Annotated in this window: 16 protein-coding genes, 2 tRNA genes and 3 rRNA genes; 15 read left to right on the top strand and 6 right to left on the bottom strand. The window is 51.0% G+C overall.

Features of this window, described 5'->3' with window-relative positions; translation table 11 throughout:
• The first annotated feature begins 77 nt into the window (after window positions 1-77).
• The 12 genes from msrP (at window position 78) to HU143_RS02230 (ending at window position 11982) form a co-directional block, all read left to right on the top strand.
• Window positions 78-1082, top strand: coding sequence for a protein-methionine-sulfoxide reductase catalytic subunit MsrP (gene msrP / locus HU143_RS02290; protein ID WP_000723876.1), 1005 nt, complete (start codon window positions 78-80; stop codon window positions 1080-1082).
• On the top strand, window positions 1083-1682 hold the full coding sequence (gene msrQ, locus HU143_RS02285) for a protein-methionine-sulfoxide reductase heme-binding subunit MsrQ (RefSeq protein ID WP_001240053.1): 600 nt from the start codon (window positions 1083-1085) through the stop codon (window positions 1680-1682).
• A gap of 392 nt (window positions 1683-2074) precedes the next feature.
• Window positions 2075-2545, top strand: a complete 471-nt coding sequence (accB, locus tag HU143_RS02280) for an acetyl-CoA carboxylase biotin carboxyl carrier protein (protein ID WP_000354626.1) — start codon at window positions 2075-2077, stop codon at window positions 2543-2545.
• Between the two features lie 10 nt (window positions 2546-2555).
• The gene (gene accC / locus HU143_RS02275) at window positions 2556-3905 is read left to right on the top strand and encodes an acetyl-CoA carboxylase biotin carboxylase subunit (RefSeq protein WP_000884627.1); all 1350 of its coding nucleotides are present in this window, start codon (window positions 2556-2558) and stop codon (window positions 3903-3905) included.
• Between the two features lie 108 nt (window positions 3906-4013).
• On the top strand, window positions 4014-4256 hold the full coding sequence (locus HU143_RS02270) for a YhdT family protein (RefSeq protein ID WP_000340018.1): 243 nt from the start codon (window positions 4014-4016) through the stop codon (window positions 4254-4256).
• Window positions 4246-5697: a sodium/pantothenate symporter gene (gene panF, locus HU143_RS02265; protein ID WP_001175682.1), complete on the top strand. Its 1452-nt coding sequence runs from the start codon at window positions 4246-4248 to the stop codon at window positions 5695-5697. The genes HU143_RS02270 and panF overlap by 11 nt, the downstream gene beginning before the upstream one ends.
• A gap of 11 nt (window positions 5698-5708) precedes the next feature.
• Window positions 5709-6590 (top strand): 50S ribosomal protein L11 methyltransferase, encoded by an 882-nt coding sequence (prmA, locus tag HU143_RS02260; protein WP_001145849.1) that lies wholly within the window; start codon window positions 5709-5711, stop codon window positions 6588-6590.
• A gap of 661 nt (window positions 6591-7251) precedes the next feature.
• A complete protein-coding gene (gene dusB / locus HU143_RS02250) occupies window positions 7252-8217 on the top strand; it encodes a tRNA dihydrouridine synthase DusB (protein ID WP_001219664.1) in 966 nt (321 codons plus the stop codon).
• Between the two features lie 25 nt (window positions 8218-8242).
• Entirely contained in the window at window positions 8243-8539 is a 297-nt protein-coding gene (gene fis, locus HU143_RS02245) for a DNA-binding transcriptional regulator Fis (RefSeq protein WP_000462905.1), read from the top strand.
• Window positions 8540-8624: 85 nt separating this feature from the next.
• Window positions 8625-9509, top strand: a complete 885-nt coding sequence (gene yhdJ, locus HU143_RS02240) for an adenine-specific DNA-methyltransferase (protein WP_000642613.1) — start codon at window positions 8625-8627, stop codon at window positions 9507-9509.
• A gap of 82 nt (window positions 9510-9591) precedes the next feature.
• A complete protein-coding gene (locus HU143_RS02235) occupies window positions 9592-9756 on the top strand; it encodes a DUF2556 family protein (protein ID WP_000620015.1) in 165 nt (54 codons plus the stop codon).
• Window positions 9757-9906: 150 nt separating this feature from the next.
• The gene (locus HU143_RS02230; protein WP_001519073.1) at window positions 9907-11982 is read left to right on the top strand and encodes a putative bifunctional diguanylate cyclase/phosphodiesterase; all 2076 of its coding nucleotides are present in this window, start codon (window positions 9907-9909) and stop codon (window positions 11980-11982) included.
• Window positions 11983-12008: 26 nt separating this feature from the next.
• Here HU143_RS02230 and envR read toward each other — a convergent pair whose 3' ends face one another.
• A complete protein-coding gene (gene envR, locus HU143_RS02225; protein WP_001085725.1) occupies window positions 12009-12671 on the bottom strand; it encodes an acrEF/envCD operon transcriptional regulator in 663 nt (220 codons plus the stop codon).
• A 413-nt stretch (window positions 12672-13084) separates the two neighbouring features.
• Here envR and HU143_RS02220 point away from each other — a divergent pair, with 413 nt between their 5' ends.
• The 3 genes from HU143_RS02220 (at window position 13085) to HU143_RS02210 (ending at window position 17824) form a co-directional block, all read left to right on the top strand.
• On the top strand, window positions 13085-14242 hold the full coding sequence (locus tag HU143_RS02220) for an efflux RND transporter periplasmic adaptor subunit (RefSeq protein WP_000160383.1): 1158 nt from the start codon (window positions 13085-13087) through the stop codon (window positions 14240-14242).
• Window positions 14243-14253: 11 nt separating this feature from the next.
• Window positions 14254-17367 (top strand): efflux RND transporter permease subunit, encoded by a 3114-nt coding sequence (locus HU143_RS02215; protein ID WP_023227273.1) that lies wholly within the window; start codon window positions 14254-14256, stop codon window positions 17365-17367.
• Window positions 17368-17602: 235 nt separating this feature from the next.
• Window positions 17603-17824 (top strand): membrane protein, encoded by a 222-nt coding sequence (locus HU143_RS02210; protein ID WP_000825645.1) that lies wholly within the window; start codon window positions 17603-17605, stop codon window positions 17822-17824.
• 817 nt (window positions 17825-18641) lie between these two features.
• Here the strand turns inward: HU143_RS02210 and rrf (HU143_RS02205) are convergent.
• The 5 genes from rrf (HU143_RS02205) to HU143_RS02185 all read right to left on the bottom strand — a co-directional run bounded on the left by rrf (HU143_RS02205) (window position 18642) and on the right by HU143_RS02185 (window position 22271).
• Window positions 18642-18757, bottom strand: a 5S ribosomal RNA gene (gene rrf, locus HU143_RS02205).
• A 39-nt stretch (window positions 18758-18796) separates the two neighbouring features.
• Window positions 18797-18872: transfer RNA gene (locus HU143_RS02200), tRNA-Thr, on the bottom strand.
• A 14-nt stretch (window positions 18873-18886) separates the two neighbouring features.
• Window positions 18887-19002, bottom strand: a 5S ribosomal RNA gene (gene rrf, locus HU143_RS02195).
• Between the two features lie 102 nt (window positions 19003-19104).
• A 23S ribosomal RNA gene (locus tag HU143_RS02190) occupies window positions 19105-22012 on the bottom strand.
• A gap of 183 nt (window positions 22013-22195) precedes the next feature.
• Window positions 22196-22271, bottom strand: a tRNA-Glu gene (locus tag HU143_RS02185).
• Between the last annotated feature and the right edge of the window lie 45 nt (window positions 22272-22316).

Raw genomic sequence — 22316 nt, 5'->3', positions numbered from 1 at the left:
TTTATTTTTACACATTGACACACTCCCTGTCATATTCACTACACGCCATGTTGTGGTGGGTAGACCGGGAGTCTGTGATGAAAAAGATACGTCCATTAACAGAAGCCGATGTGACTGCGGAATCGGCTTTTTTTATGCAGCGCCGACAGGTGCTAAAAGCATTAGGCATCAGCGCGGCCGCCTTATCCTTACCCTCAACGGCGCAGGCCGATCTCTTCAGTTGGTTTAAAGGCAACGATCGTCCGAAAGCGCCTGCCGGTAAACCGCTTGAGTTTAGTCAGCCTGCCGCCTGGCGAAGCGATTTAGCGTTAACGCCGGAAGATAAGGTGACGGGCTACAACAATTTCTATGAGTTTGGCCTTGATAAAGCCGACCCGGCGGCCAATGCCGGAAGTCTGAAAACCGAACCGTGGACGTTGAAAATCAGCGGGGAAGTCGCGAAGCCATTTACGCTGGATTACGACGATTTAACACATCGTTTCCCATTAGAAGAGCGTATCTATCGAATGCGCTGCGTCGAAGCGTGGTCCATGGTCGTGCCGTGGATTGGTTTCCCTTTATATAAGCTACTCGCGCAGGCACAGCCCACCAGCCACGCTAAATATGTGGCATTCGAAACGCTATACGCGCCGGATGATATGCCGGGACAGAAAGATCGCTTTATTGGCGGCGGACTGAAATACCCTTATGTCGAAGGGCTACGTCTGGACGAAGCCATGCATCCGCTGACGCTGATGACCGTTGGCGTCTATGGTAAAGCGTTACCCCCGCAAAACGGCGCGCCCATTCGCCTCATCGTTCCATGGAAGTATGGTTTTAAAGGTATTAAATCTATTGTTAGCATTAAACTCACCCGCGAACGTCCGCCAACCACCTGGAATTTGTCGGCTCCCAACGAATATGGTTTTTATGCCAATGTGAACCCGCATGTGGATCATCCACGCTGGTCTCAGGCTACCGAACGCTTTATTGGTTCAGGCGGTATCCTCGATGTACAAAGGCAGCCGACGCTGCTGTTTAACGGCTACGCCAATGAAGTCGCTTCGCTGTATCGCGGTCTCAATTTGCGGGAGAATTTTTAAGTGCGTCTGACAGCAAAACAGATAACCTGGCTAAAAGTTTGTCTGCATCTTGCCGGTTTTTTGCCGCTTCTGTGGCTCTTTTGGGCGATAAATCACGGTGGACTCAGCGCAGACCCGGTAAAGGATATCCAACACTTTACCGGCAGAACCGCGCTCAAATTTTTGCTCGCCACCTTGCTGGTTTCACCGCTGGCGCGCTACGCTAAACAGCCATTATTGATACGCACACGCCGCCTGTTGGGGTTATGGTGTTTCGTTTGGGCTACGCTGCATTTAACCAGCTATGCCTTACTGGAACTGGGGATACATAACCTGGCGCTGTTAGGAAGCGAGTTGATTTCACGCCCTTATTTGACGCTTGGGATCATTAGCTGGCTGGTGTTATTGGCGCTGACGTTGACCTCAACGCAATTTGCGCAGCGTAAATTGGGCAAACGCTGGCAAACACTGCATAACGTCGTCTATCTTGTCGCGATCCTGGCTCCCATACATTACCTGTGGTCGGTAAAGATTTTATCACCGCAACCGGTCATCTACGCGGCATTAGCGTTAGCCCTTTTAGCGTTGCGTTACCGGAAGTTTCGCCAGTGGTGGCGCTAGTTTGGTGAACTGTGCGGTCGATTGCAAAACGCAAAACAGGTAATGTCCTTTTTATGTTTCGGGTTGATTATCTTCCCTGATAAGACCAGTATTTAGCTGCCAATTGCGACGAAATAGTTATAATGTGCGACTTTACATTGCCCAACGGCGATTTTCGTTCGCAGAAAGGGTGACAATCGAGCAATGAAGGTATATTTTGTTTTTTGCCCGAAAATGGCAGAAGATAGCCACACAATGACTGGCAAATCATGAATTTCACCTTCGGGTGCTACGGCATAACAGGCAAATCAAAGATGCGCGGTATTTTACCCGCGGCAGTCATTCACATGCTTTACAGACGGCGCTAAAACGCCTGTCACAATCACACTAAACAAAGAGTACGGAACCCACTCATGGATATTCGTAAGATTAAAAAACTGATCGAGCTGGTTGAAGAATCAGGTATCTCCGAACTGGAAATTTCTGAAGGCGAAGAATCTGTTCGCATCAGCCGCACAACGGCAAACGCCGGTTTTCCGGTGATGCAGCAGGCTTATGCGGCGCCGATGATGCAGCAACCCGCTCTGTCTAACGCTGTCGCGCCAGCGGCTACTCCAGCAATGGAAGCGCCTGCCGCAGCGGAAATCAGTGGTCACATCGTACGCTCCCCAATGGTTGGTACTTTCTACCGCACCCCAAGCCCGGACGCGAAAGCGTTCATCGAAGTGGGCCAGAAAGTGAACGTGGGCGATACCCTGTGCATCGTTGAAGCCATGAAAATGATGAACCAGATCGAAGCAGACAAAGCAGGTACTGTGAAAGCGATTCTGGTCGAAAGTGGTCAACCGGTAGAATTTGACGAGCCACTGGTCGTCATCGAGTAACGAGGCGAACATGTTGGATAAAATTGTCATCGCCAACCGCGGCGAGATCGCACTACGTATTCTTCGAGCCTGTAAAGAACTCGGCATCAAGACCGTCGCTGTGCACTCAAGCGCGGATCGCGATTTAAAACACGTATTGCTGGCGGATGAGACGGTCTGTATTGGTCCGGCACCGTCCGTAAAAAGTTATCTGAACATCCCGGCTATCATTAGCGCCGCTGAAATCACCGGCGCGGTGGCAATCCACCCGGGTTACGGCTTCCTTTCTGAGAACGCCAATTTTGCCGAGCAGGTTGAACGCTCCGGCTTTATCTTTATCGGCCCGAAAGCGGACACCATCCGCCTGATGGGCGATAAAGTGTCCGCGATTACCGCGATGAAAAAAGCGGGCGTGCCGACCGTACCAGGATCTGACGGCCCGCTGGGCGACGATATGAATGCGAACCGCGCTCATGCCAAACGTATTGGCTATCCGGTGATCATCAAAGCGTCCGGCGGCGGCGGCGGCCGCGGTATGCGCGTGGTTCGTAGCGATGCTGAACTGGCGCAGTCCATCTCCATGACCAAAGCGGAAGCGAAAGCGGCTTTCAGCAACGACATGGTATACATGGAAAAATACCTGGAAAATCCACGCCACATCGAAATTCAGGTGCTGGCGGACGGCCAGGGCAACGCTATCTATCTGGCGGAACGCGACTGTTCCATGCAGCGTCGCCACCAGAAAGTGGTTGAAGAAGCCCCGGCGCCAGGCATTACGCCGGAACTGCGTCGCTATATCGGCGAACGCTGCGCGAAAGCGTGCGTAGACATCGGCTATCGCGGCGCAGGGACGTTCGAATTCCTGTTCGAAAACGGCGAGTTCTATTTCATCGAAATGAACACCCGTATTCAGGTTGAACACCCGGTGACTGAAATGATTACCGGCGTCGATTTGATCAAAGAGCAGTTGCGCATCGCGGCGGGTCAGCCGCTGTCGATCACACAGGACGAAGTTGTCGTTCGAGGCCATGCGGTAGAATGCCGTATCAATGCCGAAGATCCGAACACTTTCCTGCCAAGCCCTGGCAAAATCACGCGCTTCCATGCGCCTGGCGGCTTTGGCGTTCGCTGGGAATCTCATATCTACGCGGGCTACACGGTGCCGCCGTACTATGATTCCATGATCGGCAAACTCATCTGCTACGGTGAAAACCGCGACGTGGCGATTGCCCGTATGAAAAATGCCCTGCAGGAACTGATTATCGATGGTATCAAAACCAATATCGATCTGCAGACCCGCATCATGAATGACGAGCACTTCCAGCACGGTGGAACCAACATCCACTATCTGGAGAAAAAACTCGGTCTTCAGGAAAAGTAATCGCACGTTAATCTCAAAAGGCCGGTGAATCCGGCCTTTTTTATTTCTGGGGATAGCGATGCCCCATCATGTACAATTCCCGCTTTCTTCACCCATAAGGGACAAAAAATGGACGCTCGTTTTGTTCAGGCCCATAAAGAGGCGCGCTGGGCGCTGTGGCTGACCCTTTGCTATCTGGCGGCATGGTTAGTGGCTGCTTACTTACCTGGAGACTCGCCGGGAATTACCGGTCTGCCGCACTGGTTCGAGATGGCCTGCTTATTGACGCCGCTGGTCTTTATTTTGCTGTGCTGGGCGATGGTGAAATTCATTTATCGCGATATTTCGCTGGAGGATGACGATGCAGCTTGAGGTCATTCTACCGCTGGTAGCCTATCTGATCGTGGTCTTCGGGGTCTCGATTTACGCTATGCGCAAGCGTACCGCCGGCACTTTTTTAAACGAATATTTTCTTGGCAGCCGTTCGATGGGCGGGATCGTGCTCGCGATGACGCTGACCGCCACCTATATTAGCGCCAGTTCATTTATCGGCGGTCCCGGCGCGGCTTATAAATACGGTCTGGGCTGGGTCTTGCTGGCGATGATCCAGCTTCCCGCCGTCTGGCTTTCACTGGGTATTCTGGGTAAAAAATTCGCTATCCTGGCGCGTCGCTATAATGCCGTCACGCTTAACGATATGCTATTCGCGCGTTACCAAAGCCGCCTGCTGGTGTGGTTGGCAAGCCTGAGTTTATTGGTCGCGTTTATTGGCGCAATGACCGTACAATTTATCGGCGGCGCGCGACTGCTGGAAACCGCGGCGGGAATTCCCTACGAAACCGGCCTGCTAATATTTGGCGTCAGTATCGCACTCTATACGGCGTTTGGCGGCTTTCGCGCCAGCGTACTTAACGATACGCTACAGGGCCTGGTGATGCTGGTCGGCACGATAGTGCTGCTGGTGGGCGTGATCCATGCGGCGGGCGGTCTAAGTCAGGCCGTTGACACGCTGCACGCTCTCGACCCCAAACTGGTAACGCCGCAGGGCGCCGATGACATACTTTCTCCCGCCTTTATGACCTCTTTTTGGGTACTGGTCTGTTTTGGTGTGATTGGCCTGCCGCATACGGCGGTGCGCTGCATCTCCTATAAAGACAGTAAAGCGGTACACCGGGGCATTATTATCGGTACGATTGTCGTAGCGATTTTAATGTTCGGGATGCACCTTGCCGGCGCGCTGGGTCGCGCGGTGCTTCCGGATCTGACGGTGCCGGATCTGGTGATCCCAACGCTAATGGTGAAAGTTTTGCCGCCGTTTGCCGCCGGGATCTTCCTCGCTGCGCCAATGGCGGCGATCATGTCAACAATTAACGCCCAACTGCTGCAAAGTTCCGCGACGATCATTAAAGATCTCTATCTCAACCTGCGCCCCGATCAGATGCAAAATGAGATCCGGCTGAAGCGTATGTCGGCAGCGATTACATTACTGCTAGGCGCGCTGTTGCTGCTGGCAGCATGGAAACCGCCAGAGATGATCATTTGGCTCAACCTGCTGGCGTTTGGCGGCCTGGAAGCGGTGTTCTTATGGCCGCTGGTATTGGGTCTTTACTGGGAGCGGGCAAACGCGGCAGGCGCATTAAGCGCCATGATCGTGGGCGGCGTGCTATATGCCCTGCTTGCCACATTTAATATTCAGTATCTGGGCTTTCATCCGATTGTGCCCGCGTTACTGTTAAGTTTATTGGCTTTTTTGATCGGAAACCGATTCGGCTCTTCCGCTTCGCAAGCCACCGTATTGTCTACTGATAAATAAAGAGTTTTGCCATGCCATGGATCCAATTGAAACTGAATACCACCGGCGCGAATGCTGAAGAGCTAAGTGATGCGCTGATGGAAGCGGGCGCCGTTTCCATTACCTTTCAGGATACGCACGATACGCCGGTTTTTGAGCCGTTGCCGGGCGAAACCCGTCTGTGGGGCGATACCGATGTGATCGGTCTGTTCGACGCCGAAACAGACATGAAAGACGTTGTCGCGATTCTGGAGCAACATCCACTGCTGGGTGCCGGATTTGCCCATAAAATCGAACAACTGGAAGATAAAGACTGGGAACGCGAATGGATGGATAATTTCCATCCGATGCGTTTTGGCGAGCGTCTGTGGATTTGTCCCAGCTGGCGTGACATTCCGGACGAGAATGCCGTCAACGTGATGCTCGACCCGGGACTGGCGTTCGGTACGGGTACGCACCCCACCACCTCTTTATGTCTGCAATGGCTGGACGGGCTCGATCTCAACGGCAAAACCGTGATCGACTTTGGCTGCGGTTCAGGCATTCTGGCGATTGCCGCGCTGAAGCTGGGAGCGGCAAAGGCGATTGGTATTGATATCGATCCGCAAGCTATTCAGGCCAGTCGCGATAATGCCGAACGCAACGGCGTGTCTGACCGGCTGGAGCTGTACCTGCCGAAAGACCAGCCAGAAGCCATGAAAGCCGACGTGGTTGTCGCTAACATCCTGGCAGGCCCATTACGCGAACTGGCCCCGTTAATCAGCGTACTGCCCGTTGAGGGCGGTCTGCTGGGGCTTTCAGGTATTCTCGCCAGCCAGGCGGAAAGCGTCTGCGATGCTTACGCCGAGCTTTTCACTCTCGACCCGGTCGTCGAAAAAGAAGAGTGGTGCCGCATTACTGGCCGTAAGAAATAATTCTTGTCAGCGTGGTCGCCCGGCCACGCTTTTCTCCACACAACTGCCTTAACACCTTTCTGTCACCGAGACATCATTAAATTCATCAAATGAATGCCTGAAATAACTTCTTTGTCACTATCCGTCTGGATAAACAGCTGCTACCAGCGGACAAAAGGTACTGGCGTTTTAACGGGTCGCAGCCATCGCCCTCGTACTTAGTAAATGCTATCCGGGTTGTTCTGCAGCATCCGCTAGCCCTCTCTTCAGCGCAGCTGGAAAAATTTATGCGTGCCATTCATGAACACAAAAGCGCATCTGTGCGCCCCCTTCCGACTGGCAATGGAGAAAAGTCACGCGCAGCGGGAAGTGATCTTGTCCTGAAACGAGACGGCGATCCCATTCATTTGGGGTAATTAGCTTATAAAAAAAGCAGATTATTCCGCTTATCTTGTTTCTGGACGAAGAAATAGAGAGAAGTTACGGGAATTTGTAAGCGCGTACAAAACCGCCGACAATAAATAACCCTATGATTTTACTGAATTATAAATTTATTTTGCTGTTTTGAAGCACGATTCATTGATCTACAACAGTGGATTGTTCAAAGTTTGGCCTTTCATCTCGTGCAAAAAATGCGTAATATACGCCGCCTTGCAGTCACAGTATGGTCATTTCTTAACTCATGCGCATCGGACAATATCAGCTCAGAAATCGCCTGATCGCAGCGCCCATGGCTGGCATTACTGACAGACCTTTCCGGACGCTGTGCTATGAGATGGGAGCAGGATTGACAGTATCCGAGATGATGTCTTCTAACCCGCAAGTGTGGGAAAGCGACAAATCTCGTTTACGGATGGTGCACGTTGATGAGCCAGGAATTCGCACGGTGCAAATTGCCGGTAGCGACCCTGTTGAGATGGCCGATGCCGCACGTATTAACGTGGAAAGCGGCGCCCAGATTATTGATATCAATATGGGGTGCCCGGCGAAGAAAGTGAATCGTAAGCTGGCAGGTTCAGCCCTCTTGCAGTACCCGGATTTAGTGAAGTCTATACTCATCGGGGTCGTAAACGCAGTGGACGTTCCTGTGACTCTCAAGATTCGCACCGGCTGGGCGCCGGAACACCGTAACTGCGTAGAGATTGCCCAACTGGCTGAAGATTGTGGTATTCAGGCTCTGACCATTCATGGCCGCACCCGCGCCTGTTTGTTCAACGGAGAAGCTGAATACGACAGTATTCGGGCAGTTAAGCAGAAAGTTTCCATTCCGATTATCGCGAATGGCGACATTACTAACCCGCATAAAGCCAGAGCTGTTCTCGACTATACAGGGGCGGATGCCCTGATGATAGGCCGCGCAGCTCAGGGAAGACCCTGGATCTTTCGGGAAATCCAGCATTATCTGGACACTGGGGAGCTGCTTCCGCCGCTGCCGCTGGCAGAGGTAAAGCGCTTGCTTTGCACGCATGTTCGGGAACTGCATGACTTTTACGGTCAGGCAAAAGGGTACCGAATCGCGCGTAAACACGTCTCCTGGTATCTCCAGGAGCACGCTCCAGACGACCAGTTTCGGCGCACATTCAACGCTATTGAGGACGCCAGCGAACAGCTGGAGGCGTTGGAGGCATACTTCGAAAATTTTGCGTAAACAGAAATAAAGAGCTGACAGAACTATGTTCGAACAACGCGTAAATTCTGACGTACTGACCGTTTCTACCGTTAACTCTCAGGATCAGGTAACCCAAAAACCCCTGCGTGACTCGGTTAAACAGGCACTGAAGAACTATTTTGCTCAACTGAATGGTCAGGACGTTAATGACCTGTATGAGCTGGTACTGGCTGAAGTAGAACAGCCCCTGTTGGACATGGTGATGCAATACACCCGTGGTAACCAGACCCGTGCTGCTCTGATGATGGGCATCAACCGTGGTACGCTGCGTAAAAAATTAAAAAAATACGGCATGAACTAATTTCGATTAGCTAACTGCTTGTTTAAAAAGGCGCTACTCGGCATGGGGAAGCGCCTTTTTTATACGCATCACATGGAATTTGGTCATGAAAGCGGAATGTGAACCTCAGTACTTTGGCGATGAATCGAAGAAGATTATTCACGGTGACGCGCTAACAGAACTTAAAAAACTGCCTTCTGAAAGCATTGACTTAATTTTTGCCGATCCGCCTTACAATATCGGAAAAGATTTCGACGGTATGGTGGAATCCTGGGACGAAACGTCTTTTCTGGCCTGGCTGTATGAATGCATTGATGAGTGCCACCGCGTACTGAAGAAACACGGCACCATGTACATCATGAATAGCACAGAAAATATGCCGTATATCGATCTCAAATGCCGAACGCTTTTTACCATCAAAAGCCGTATCGTCTGGTCCTATGATAGTTCCGGGGTGCAGGCGAAAAAATACTTTGGTTCTATGTATGAACCGATCCTGATGATGGTAAAAAACCCGAAAAGCTATACCTTTAACCGTGATGCGATTCTGGTCGAAACCACTACGGGCGCTAAGCGCGCGCTAATCGATTATCGAAAAAACCCGCCCCAACCATACAATCAGAAAAAAGTGCCGGGCAACGTTTGGTCATTTCCTCGCGTACGTTATCTGATGGATGAATATGAAAACCATCCTACGCAAAAGCCCAGCGCGCTGTTAAAACGGATCATACTGGCCTCTTCTAACCCGAGCGATACCGTATTGGACCCTTTCGCAGGCAGTTTCACCACAGGCGCTGTCGCAGCGGCGTCAGGTCGTAAGTTTATCGGTATTGAACTCAATAATGAGTACGTAAAAATGGGGCTCAGAAGATTGAGCGTCACTTCGCATTATTCAGAAAATGAACTTGCAAAAGTCAAAAAGCGAAAAACACAAAACCTGTCCAAAAAGCAGCGAAATGTCGGGATAAACGCGCTATCTTCAGAGAAGTAAAAGCATTGTAAGTCCGCTTTTCAGCGTCAAAATTTCATGTATATTCCCAGCACGCATGGGCATGAATACACAGGATTTGACGATGATACGTAAGTATTGGTGGCTGGTTGTTTTTGCCGTCTCCGTTTTTCTTTTTGATGCGCTTTTGATGCAATGGATCGAATTGATGGCGACTGAACAGGATAAGTGCCGAAACATGGATTCGGTTAACCCTCTTAAATTGATCAATTGTACCGATCTGGAGTAGCGAATCGGGCGATTTAACCTATGATTATTTATCGCCCGGATTTCTTTTATCCCTTATAAAAACAGGGAATTAAAACACGTTGAGGATAAAAGAAGGGGTGATACTGTCTCGTCCTGTTCTTTTCCTGCATAACCAATGAGCTAATGATACATGCCGGTTAGTGAGTACAACCACATCCTTGTGGCGGTTTCATTTGCTGTCGCTATTTTTGCGTCCTATACCGCATTAAATATGGCCGGACGCGTAGCCGGAAGCGCCCGATCAAACGCCAGAATATGGCTAATGGGCGGCGGCTTCGCGCTGGGTGTCGGTATTTGGGCGATGCATTTTGTCGGGATGCTGGCGATGGATCACGCGATGAACATGCGCTTCGATCCGTTCCTCACCGGCCTCTCCATGCTGATCGCGATCGGCTCCTCCCTGTTTGCGCTATGGCTGGTCAGCGCTGAAAAACTGCGCCTGCGCCGTTTACTGCCGGGCGCGCTGGTGATGGGACTGGGCATCAGCGCAATGCATTATACCGGGATGGCGGCGCTGCAATTTGCTTCCATTATCGTCTGGAATAGCGCGTGGGTTGCCCTCTCTATCATTATCGCGCTACTGGCGTCCTGCGGCGCGCTGTGGCTCACGTTCCGCCTGCGTCATGAGGGAACAGATGTCGCCCTGAGGCGAGCAGGCGCCGCGGTATTAATGGGGATAGCTATCGCCGGCATGCATTACGCCGGCATGAAGGCCGCACACTTCCCCCAAAACTGGCCGATGGAGCATCGTGGCGTCGATAGCAACTGGCTGGCTGTTCTTGTCAGCGTGGTCGCGCTGACTATCCTGGGTATTACTCTGCTGGTTTCTTTATTTGACGCCCGGCTTCAGGCCCGTACCGCACTACTTGCCTCTTCGCTGGCGCAGGCGAACCAGGAACTGGCGCAGCTGGCGCTGCATGATACGCTCACCCGTTTACCAAACCGGGTACTCCTTGAGGATCGTCTGGAACAGGCCATCAGCAAAGCGAATCGGGAAGGCACGTCTTTCGCGCTACTGTTTATGGATCTGGATGGCTTTAAAGCCGTTAATGACGCTTATGGTCATGATATTGGCGATAAGCTACTGGTGGCGGTCACGCATCGTCTGAACCAACCGCTGAGCGGGCAGTTTACCCTGGCGCGGATTGGCGGCGACGAATTTGTGCTGCTTGCGGAAGTTAGCGCGCCTGACGAAGCGGCTTCCCTTGCCAGCGCGCTGGTACATTCGATAGATGCGCCCTTTACGATAGATCCGTACGAACTGGTCGTCACCCTTAGCGTGGGAATAGCGCTCTATCCGCTGGACGGAAAAAACGAACGGGAACTGATGTTCAACGCCGATGCCGCAATGTACCACACGAAACATACGGGGCGTAACGGATACCATTTCTTTCAGCCATCAATGAATATGCTGGCGCAAACCCAGCTTCAGCTAATGAATGATCTGTGGCTGGCGCTGGAAAGACAAGAGCTCAGGCTGGTGTACCAGCCTAAATTTCAGGCCCCTGCCGGCCCCATTGTAGGATTTGAGGCCCTGTTGCGCTGGTATCATCCAAAACAAGGCGTACTGAATCCTGACCAGTTTTTACCGCTGGCGGAAAAAACGGGTCTTATCGTCACTATCGGTAGCTGGGTGATAGACGAGGCGTGTCGACAGCTCCGCGAGTGGCACTTACAGGGATACGCCTTATGGTCAGTGGCGGTAAACCTGTCCGCCTTACAATTTGAGCAGCCCGGGCTTGTGGACACCATTACGCGGAGCCTGGCCCGACACAGTATCCGTCCCGATTTATTGATTCTGGAAATCACCGAAACCACGGCGATGAACAAGCCAGAGCAAAGCGTCGCTATACTCACCAGATTAACGGAAATGGGGGTTAAGGCCTCTATTGACGACTTTGGCACCGGTTATTCCAGCCTTCTCTATCTGAAACGTCTTCCGGCGTGCGAACTAAAAATTGATCGCGCTTTCGTACATGAACTCAGCGAGGCAGGCGACGGCGCGACCATTGTTGCGGCTATTGTCGCGCTGGCGAAAGCGTTAAATCTGCAAATTGTGGCAGAAGGGGTAGAGAATGAAACGCAGCAACAATTTTTGACCCAGTTAGGATGCCATACGCTTCAGGGGTTCCTGCTTGGCAAGCCGCGTACGGCAGAGGAAATTGCTCGCGATATTCGGGACCCTGCCAATATATTCACAAGGTAAATATATAATATCAACTCAAAATAATCTCAGGCTTCTTCCGCCTGTTGTTCATTTGGCATTAATTGCCTCACACTGCCATCCGGGCTTAGCATTTTTAATACATTATCGACTAATGCAGGCGCCTGCTTATAAAGATCATAACTTGTGGGATTCATTAACCAGTTCTTTACTATTCCGCTAAAACTACCATGCAGAATAATTAATATGACATCCAGATCAAGACTGCCTGAGATCAGCTTTTTATCCATACATCGCTGTAATACTTCAAGCAGCGACTGATGATGGAAACCCATCTTCTCCCGAATGGCCTGTTCCGATATCATACCATTATGGAATTCACATTTATGATATAAAATCTGCATTAATGCCTGCTGACGAGGCACTGCCGCAATATATTGTAAGGCTGCAATAAATTTCTCTCGTAGATCCTGTAAAGGATTATCATTCCAGCATCCCGTAAGCCTGTCCTGAATAAGTTCGCGTAAAGGTGGTTGCTGTAACCAAACCTCATTAAACAACTGCGTTTTATTCTCAAAGTGCCAGTAGATGGCGCCCCGCGTGACATCAGCGGCATCAGCGATATCATTCAACGTCGTGTTGGCAACGCCGCGCAAAGCGAACTGCGCAATAGCGGTTTCAATCAAATGTTGCCGCGTTTTAAGCGCATCCGCCTTCGTTTTCTTCGCCATAATTAAGATATCCTGGACCATAAAAACGATAAATACGCTGATAAAATACTCAGCACAAAAAACAACTTTACCATGTCCTTTTTAGTCAGACGAGAGACAGCTATTTTTATTTCGCACAATATCGCCAAATCAATAATAAAAACAAATAAATTAATAAAACATATTCATATAAAATATATATTTCTAATTATGTTATTCAACATCATGATTTTACTAATCGGGACATTATGAAACGACAGGGAATAGTTCTTTTTTTTTGCTTTTATGTGCCGTGAACCCCATCCCAAAATAAGTATTGCTTACATCACAAGCTAATAATTTGTAGGATACCCCACTGCTATTCTATTTTTCGCGCGTTAACGCCTTACCGTTATCCGGTGAATAACGAGCTTTCGGTTTTTTAAGGAACAGTAATGACGAAACATGCCAGGTTTTCACTCCTGCCCTCATTCATCATATTCTCTGCTGCGCTGCTGGCCGGTTGTAATGACCAGGGAGATACCCAGGCTCATGCCGGCGAGCCGCAAGTCACCGTCCATGTGGTCGAAACAGCGCCGCTAGCCGTAACGACCGAACTTCCCGGACGTACGTCCGCATTTCGCATTGCGGAGGTTCGCCCCCAGGTGAGCGGGATCGTGCTTAAAAGAAACTTCACCGAAGGTAGCGATGTAGAGGCCGGGCAGTCGCTCTATCAGATCGATCCTGCCACTTATCAGGCTGATTATGACAGCGCTAAAGGCGAACTTGCTAAAAGCGAAGCGGCTGCGGCTATCGCGCACCTGACGGTCAAACGCTATGTTCCACTGGTCGGCACAAAATATATCAGCCAACAGGAATATGATCAGGCGATTGCCGACGCCCGCCAGGCCGATGCCGCCGTTGTGGCGGCAAAAGCCGCTGTTGAAAGCGCGCGTATTAACCTTGCGTATACCAAAGTCACCTCACCCATCAGCGGGCGTATAGGAAAATCTAATGTGACTGAAGGCGCGCTGGTGACTAATGGTCAGTCAACTGAACTGGCTACCGTGCAACAACTCGACCCGATTTATGTCGACGTGACGCAATCAAGCAACGACTTTATGCGACTCAAGCAATCCGTCGAACAAGGTAACCTGCATAAAGACAGCGCCAGTAGCACGGTTCAACTGGTAATGGAAAATGGTCAGGTCTACCCGATTAAAGGCACGCTGCAATTTTCCGACGTTACCGTAGATGAAAGCACCGGCTCTATCACGCTCAGGGCGGTGTTCCCTAACCCGCAACACAGTCTGCTTCCCGGTATGTTTGTTCGCGCCCGCATTGATGAAGGCGTCCAGCCCAATGCCATCCTTGTCCCCCAGCAGGGCGTGACCCGCACGCCGCGCGGCGACGCAATGGTGATGGTGGTTAACGATAAAAGCCAGGTCGAAGCCCGCAATGTCGTGGCGGCGCAGGCTATTGGCGATAAATGGCTCATCAGCGAAGGGTTAAAACCGGGCGATAAGGTCATCGTCAGCGGCTTACAAAAAGCGCGACCGGGCGTCCAGGTGAAAGCCACTACCGATGCTCCTGCAGCGAAAACGGCGCAATAAGGTAACCGTACATGGCAAACTTTTTTATTAGACGTCCTATTTTCGCCTGGGTTCTGGCCATTATCCTGATGATGGCTGGCGCACTGGCAATAATGCAACTTCCCGTTGCGCAGTATCCAACCATTGCGCCGCCAGCGGTTTCTATTTCTGCAACCTATCCTGGCGCGGATGCGCAGACGGTACAGGATACGGTTACTCAGGTTATCGAACAAAATATGAACGGTATCGATAACCTGATGTATATGTCCTCTACCAGCGACTCTGCTGGTAGCGTGACCATCACCCTGACCTTCCAGTCCGGAACCGATCCGGATATCGCGCAGGTTCAGGTGCAAAATAAATTGCAGCTCGCCACGCCTTTACTGCCGCAAGAAGTCCAGCAGCAGGGGATTAGCGTTGAAAAGTCCAGCAGCAGCTTTTTGATGGTCGCCGGGTTCGTCTCGGATAATCCGAACACTACCCAGGACGACATCTCTGACTATGTCGCCTCTAACATTAAGGATTCTATCAGCCGTCTTAATGGTGTGGGCGACGTTCAGCTATTTGGCGCACAGTACGCCATGCGTATCTGGCTGGATGCGAATCTGCTAAATAAATACCAGCTCACGCCAGTTGACGTCATCAACCAGTTAAAAGTACAGAACGACCAGATTGCGGCAGGCCAACTGGGCGGCACGCCAGCATTACCGGGCCAGCAGCTTAACGCCTCAATCATCGCCCAAACGCGTCTGAAAGATCCGGAAGAGTTCGGCAAAGTTACGTTGCGTGTCAATACCGACGGTTCTGTCGTCCATCTCAAAGATGTCGCGCGTATTGAGCTTGGCGGTGAAAACTATAATGTTGTAGCGCGCATTAACGGTAAACCGGCCTCCGGTCTCGGTATTAAACTGGCGACCGGCGCTAACGCGCTGGATACCGCAACCGCAATCAAAGCGAAACTGGCGGAGCTGCAGCCTTTCTTCCCCCAGGGAATGAAGGTGGTTTATCCTTATGACACAACGCCCTTCGTAAAAATATCTATCCACGAAGTGGTAAAAACGCTGTTTGAAGCAATTATTCTGGTGTTCCTGGTAATGTATCTGTTCTTACAGAATATCCGGGCAACCCTGATTCCTACCATCGCTGTTCCTGTCGTGTTGCTAGGCACTTTTGCGGTACTCGCCGCCTTTGGCTATTCCATCAATACTCTGACGATGTTTGGTATGGTACTGGCGATAGGGCTGTTGGTTGACGATGCGATAGTGGTCGTAGAAAACGTTGAACGTGTAATGATGGAGGATAACCTTTCTCCCCGAGAGGCGACAGAAAAATCCATGTCGCAGATTCAGGGAGCGCTGGTTGGTATCGCGATGGTACTGTCTGCGGTATTTATCCCGATGGCCTTTTTTGGCGGCTCGACCGGGGCAATTTATCGCCAGTTCTCTATTACTATTGTTTCAGCAATGGCGCTATCCGTTCTGGTTGCGTTGATTCTGACGCCAGCGCTATGCGCTACGCTGCTTAAACCCGTATCTGCTGAACATCACGAGAAAAAAAGCGGCTTCTTTGGCTGGTTCAATACCAGGTTTGACCACAGCGTTAACCACTATACTAACAGCGTAAGCGGCATCGTGCGTAATACGGGTCGCTATCTCATTATCTATCTACTTATTGTAGTCGGAATGGCGGTTCTGTTTTTACGCCTCCCGACCTCCTTCCTGCCGGAAGAAGATCAGGGGGTATTCCTGACCATGATTCAGCTCCCCTCTGGCGCTACGCAAGAACGTACGCAGAAAGTGCTGGATCAAGTCACTCATTACTACCTGAATAATGAAAAAGCGAACGTCGAAAGCGTGTTTACCGTAAACGGCTTTAGCTTTAGCGGTCAGGGACAAAACTCAGGGATGGCATTTGTCAGCCTTAAACCCTGGGAAGAGCGTAGCGGTGAAGAAAATAGCGTCGAAGCCGTTATCGCCAGAGCGACACGCGCCTTTAGCCAGATTCGCGACGGGTTGGTGTTCCCCTTCAACATGCCGGCAATTGTCGAGTTAGGTACCGCAACAGGTTTCGACTTCGAACTGATTGATCAGGGAGGACTCGGTCATGATGCGTTAACAAAAGCGCGTAATCAACTCCTGGGTATGGTCGCGAAGCATCCTGATCTATTAGTGCGCGTACGCCCGAACGGGCTGGAAGACACGCCACAGTTCAAGCTGGATGTCGATCAAGAAAAAGCACAGGCGCTCGGCGTTTCGCTGTCTGATATCAACGAAACCATCTCCGCGGCGTTGGGCGGCTATTACGTTAACGACTTTATCGATCGCGGACGAGTGAAAAAAGTATACGTTCAGGCTGACGCTCAGTTCCGTATGCTGCCGGAAGATATCAACAATCTTTATGTACGCAGCGCCAATGGCGAGATGGTGCCCTTCTCTACCTTTAGCTCAGCACGGTGGATTTATGGTTCGCCACGCCTGGAACGCTATAACGGGATGCCGTCAATGGAACTGCTCGGTGAAGCAGCGCCCGGACGAAGTACCGGTGAAGCCATGTCGTTAATGGAAAACCTGGCTTCACAGCTGCCAAACGGTATTGGCTATGACTGGACAGGTATGTCGTATCAGGAACGGTTGTCAGGTAACCAGGCGCCGGCACTGTACGCAATCTCACTCATTGTCGTTTTCCTCTGCCTTGCCGCTCTGTATGAAAGCTGGTCAATTCCGTTCTCGGTAATGCTGGTCGTACCGCTCGGCGTGGTTGGCGCTCTGCTTGCAGCGTCATTGCGCGGTCTGAACAATGACGTTTACTTCCAGGTTGGCTTGTTAACCACTATTGGCCTTTCTGCTAAAAACGCCATCCTGATTGTCGAGTTCGCCAAAGATCTCATGGAAAAAGAAGGACGTGGATTGATTGAAGCGACGCTGGAAGCATCCCGTATGCGTTTACGTCCTATTCTAATGACCTCGCTGGCCTTTATTCTCGGGGTAATGCCGTTAGTTATCAGTCGTGGCGCAGGTAGTGGGGCACAGAACGCAGTAGGCACAGGGGTTATGGGGGGAATGTTAACCGCAACCTTATTAGCTATCTTCTTCGTGCCAGTATTCTTCGTTGTTGTAAAACGCCGATTTAATCGCCATCATGATTAACCGGTAAACAGAGGCGTCTTCGGACGCCTTTTAAACGGTACGTCTTTATCTCCGCTATTCCCCCTCTCCGCTTACCTCTGCATTCTCCATAGTTTTTACAATTCACATGAATTGAGATGATTCCTCATGTCAGCCATTTTTTCTGTGGTGGTAAAATAACTCTCGTTTTCGCAGCGGTTAGAGCCAGCATTTACGTTGCTGTACTTTGCGAAACGCTGATTAATGAGGTAACACCATGAAAAGACTAATTCCAGTTGCATTGCTTACCACCTTATTGGCAGGTTGTGCACATGATTCTCCTTGCGTACCGGTTTATGACGATCAAGGGCGGCTGGTTCATACCAATACATGTATGAAAGGTACAACGCAGGATAACTGGGAGACAGCAGGCGCTATTGCTGGCGGCGCTGCGGCGGTAGCAGGGTTGACGATGGGTATCATTGCGCTTTCTAAATGATACATGCAGGCGCGGCAATGCCGCGCTTTCAGTAATCGTAAGGATGCTCAGCGACGTAATCTATTCAGCCTGTCCCCCGAAAGTTAACACGATAAAACGCTCTCTTTTCTTACTCACCCATCCCGATGGTATTTATTCTATTCCTTGTCCGATGCAGACAAAATTGTAGCTTGATAGCATCGTAAGCCGCATTAAAAACAGGCTTTATACAGTAAGACTTAGAGCGTGGTCATTAGGCGTAATTATTACAGACAGTCTGGATATAAACCGGAGCATACACGTAATACATGAGGATTTTGAGCACTGTCCCACGGCCAAACTGGCAAATAAAATAGCCTAATGGGCCAGATTCTTAGTCCTCAGCGAATATCTCTACTGCTTATTAGAGGCGTAAGTAAAAGCCGTTTGTACATCTACTTCAGCACGGTTCACATTCGATGGTTCAGGCGGATATATGGCGGGAAATCACGTTTACTAAAACGGTTTTTATCCACTCTACGAAGATGTTATATACCCAAAATAATTCGAGTTGCTTAAAGGCGGCAAGGGAGTGAGTCCCCAGGAGCATAGATAACTATGTGACTGGGGTGAGCGACAAATCTGCCGGGAGCAGATTTAAACGTCGCGTGCGACGGCCCGTCAGGGCGAGGCCCATGAATGGGCCGAGTAATCCGTAGCCAACACATAAGCGACTTGAAGTATGAAAGGTATAAACCAAATATAAAACGCGTCGGCGTCATTATCCGATAACTTTTTCCATAGAGAGATAAATGCAAAAAGGCCCAATCTTTCGATTGGGCCTTTTGCTTTATTTGATGTCTGGCAGTTCCCTACTCTCGCATGGGGAGACCCCACACTACCATCGGCGCTACGGCGTTTCACTTCTGAGTTCGGCATGGGGTCAGGTGGGACCACCGCGCTACTGCCGCCAGACAAATTCTTTTTCAAATGCCGAACTTTAACCGTATTAAGTGGTGCTGATACCCAGAGTCGAACTGGGGACCTCACCCTTACCAAGGGTGCGCTCTACCAACTGAGCCATATCAGCACACTAAATTTGATGCCTGGCAGTTCCCTACTCTCGCATGGGGAGACCCCACACTACCATCGGCGCTACGGCGTTTCACTTCTGAGTTCGGCATGGGGTCAGGTGGGACCACCGCGCTAGTGCCGCCAGGCAAATTCTGTTGCCGGAAACGAATCTTTTATCTTTCGTTCCCGAAAATCCGGAATCAGTGCTGAAAATCGTCTCTCATCCGCCAAAACATCTTCGGCGTTGTAAGGTTAAGCCTCACGGTTCATTAGTACCGGTTAGCTCAACGCATCGCTGCGCTTACACACCCGGCCTATCAACGTCGTCGTCTTCAACGTTCCTTCAGGAGACTTTAAGTCTCAGGGAGAACTCATCTCGGGGCAAGTTTCGTGCTTAGATGCTTTCAGCACTTATCTCTTCCGCATTTAGCTACCGGGCAGTGCCATTGGCATGACAACCCGAACACCAGTGATGCGTCCACTCCGGTCCTCTCGTACTAGGAGCAGCCCCCCTCAGTTCTCCAGCGCCCACGGCAGATAGGGACCGAACTGTCTCACGACGTTCTAAACCCAGCTCGCGTACCACTTTAAATGGCGAACAGCCATACCCTTGGGACCTACTTCAGCCCCAGGATGTGATGAGCCGACATCGAGGTGCCAAACACCGCCGTCGATATGAACTCTTGGGCGGTATCAGCCTGTTATCCCCGGAGTACCTTTTATCCGTTGAGCGATGGCCCTTCCATTCAGAACCACCGGATCACTATGACCTGCTTTCGCACCTGCTCGCGCCGTCACGCTCGCAGTCAAGCTGGCTTATGCCATTGCACTAACCTCCTGATGTCCGACCAGGATTAGCCAACCTTCGTGCTCCTCCGTTACTCTTTAGGAGGAGACCGCCCCAGTCAAACTACCCACCAGACACTGTCCGCAACCCGGATTACGGGTCCACGTTAGAACATCAAACATTAAAGGGTGGTATTTCAAGGTCGGCTCCATGCAGACTGGCGTCCACACTTCAAAGCCTCCCACCTATCCTACACATCAAGGCTCAATGTTCAGTGTCAAGCTATAGTAAAGGTTCACGGGGTCTTTCCGTCTTGCCGCGGGTACACTGCATCTTCACAGCGAGTTCAATTTCACTGAGTCTCGGGTGGAGACAGCCTGGCCATCATTACGCCATTCGTGCAGGTCGGAACTTACCCGACAAGGAATTTCGCTACCTTAGGACCGTTATAGTTACGGCCGCCGTTTACCGGGGCTTCGATCAGGAGCTTCGCTTGCGCTGACCCCATCAATTAACCTTCCGGCACCGGGCAGGCGTCACACCGTATACGTCCACTTTCGTGTTTGCACAGTGCTGTGTTTTTAATAAACAGTTGCAGCCAGCTGGTATCTTCGACTGACTTCAGCTCCATGAGTAAATCACTTCACCTACGTGTCAGCGTGCCTTCTCCCGAAGTTACGGCACCATTTTGCCTAGTTCCTTCACCCGAGTTCTCTCAAGCGCCTTGGTATTCTCTACCTGACCACCTGTGTCGGTTTGGGGTACGATTTGATGTTACCTGATGCTTAGAGGCTTTTCCTGGAAGCAGGGCATTTGTTGCTTCAGCACCGTAGTGCCTCGTCGTCACGCCTCAGTGTTAAAGTGAACCGGATTTACCTGGAACACACACCTACACGCTTAAACCGGGACAACCGTCGCCCGGCCAACATAGCCTTCTCCGTCCCCCCTTCGCAGTAACACCAAGTACGGGAATATTAACCCGTTTCCCATCGACTACGCCTTTCGGCCTCGCCTTAGGGGTCGACTCACCCTGCCCCGATTAACGTTGGACAGGAACCCTTGGTCTTCCGGCGAGCGGGCTTTTCACCCGCTTTATCGTTACTTATGTCAGCATTCGCACTTCTGATACCTCCAGCAACCCTCACAGGCCACCTTCGCAGGCTTACAGAACGCTCCCCTACCCAACAACACCTGAGTGTCGCTGCCGCAGCTTCGGTGCATGGTTTAGCCCCGTTACATCTTCCGCGCAGGCCGACTCGACCAGTGAGCTATTACGCTTTCTTTAAATGATGGCTGCTTCTAAGCCAACATCCTGGCTGTCTGGGCCTTCCCACATCGTTTCCCACTTAACCATGACTTTGGGACCTTAGCTGGCGGTCTGGGTTGTTTCCCTCTTCACGACGGACGTTAGCACCCGCCGTGTGTCTCCCGTGATAACATTCTCCGGTATTCGCAGTTTGCATCGGGTTGGTAAGCCGGGATGGCCCCCTAGCCGAAACAGTGCTCTACCCCCGGAGATGAATTCACGAGGCGCTACCTAAATAGCTTTCGGGGAGAACCAGCTATCTCCCGGTTTGATTGGCCTTTCACCCCCAGCCACAGGTCATCCGCTAATTTTTCAACATTAGTCGGTTCGGTCCTCCAGTTAGTGTTACCCAACCTTCAACCTGCCCATGGCTAGATCACCGGGTTTCGGGTCTATACCCTGCAACTTAACGCCCAATTAAGACTCGGTTTCCCTCCGGCTCCCCTATTCGGTTAACCTTGCTACAGAATATAAGTCGCTGACCCATTATACAAAAGGTACGCAGTCACACAGGTAAACCTGTGCTCCCACTGCTTGTACGTACACGGTTTCAGGTTCTTTTTCACTCCCCTCGCCGGGGTTCTTTTCGCCTTTCCCTCACGGTACTGGTTCACTATCGGTCAGTCAGGAGTATTTAGCCTTGGAGGATGGTCCCCCCATATTCAGACAGGATACCACGTGTCCCGCCCTACTCATCGAGCTCACAGCACATGCGCTTTTGTGTACGGGGCTGTCACCCTGTATCGCGCGCCTTTCCAGACGCTTCCACTAACACACATGCTGATTCAGGCTCTGGGCTCCTCCCCGTTCGCTCGCCGCTACTGGGGGAATCTCGGTTGATTTCTTTTCCTCGGGGTACTTAGATGTTTCAGTTCCCCCGGTTCGCCTCATTAACCTATGGATTCAGTTAATGATAGTGTGACGAGTCACACTGGGTTTCCCCATTCGGAAATCGCCGGTTATAACGGTTCATATCACCTTACCGGCGCTTATCGCAGATTAGCACGTCCTTCATCGCCTCTGACTGCCAGGGCATCCACCGTGTACGCTTAGTCGCTTAACCTCACAACCCGAAGATGTTTCACTTCGTGTTGCGAAAATTTGAGAGACTCACGAACAACTTTCGTTGTTCTGTGTTTCAATTTTCAGCTTGATCCAGATTTTTAAAGAGCAAATATCTCAAACGTGACTCGTAAGTCAGTTTTGAGATACTGATGGCAACGCCTTTCACACATTACCGCGCAAGTGGCGTCCCCTAGGGGATTCGAACCCCTGTTACCGCCGTGAAAGGGCGGTGTCCTGGGCCTCTAGACGAAGGGGACACTGAAGTCTCAATCGCAAGACGCCTTGCTATTCACTTTTCATCA

This window comes from Salmonella sp. SJTUF14076, assembly GCF_015534835.1.
Taxonomy (GTDB): domain Bacteria; phylum Pseudomonadota; class Gammaproteobacteria; order Enterobacterales; family Enterobacteriaceae; genus Salmonella; species Salmonella enterica.
Note: the sequence above shows the minus strand (reverse complement) of the source record. Positions and strands in the feature narration are given on the sequence as shown.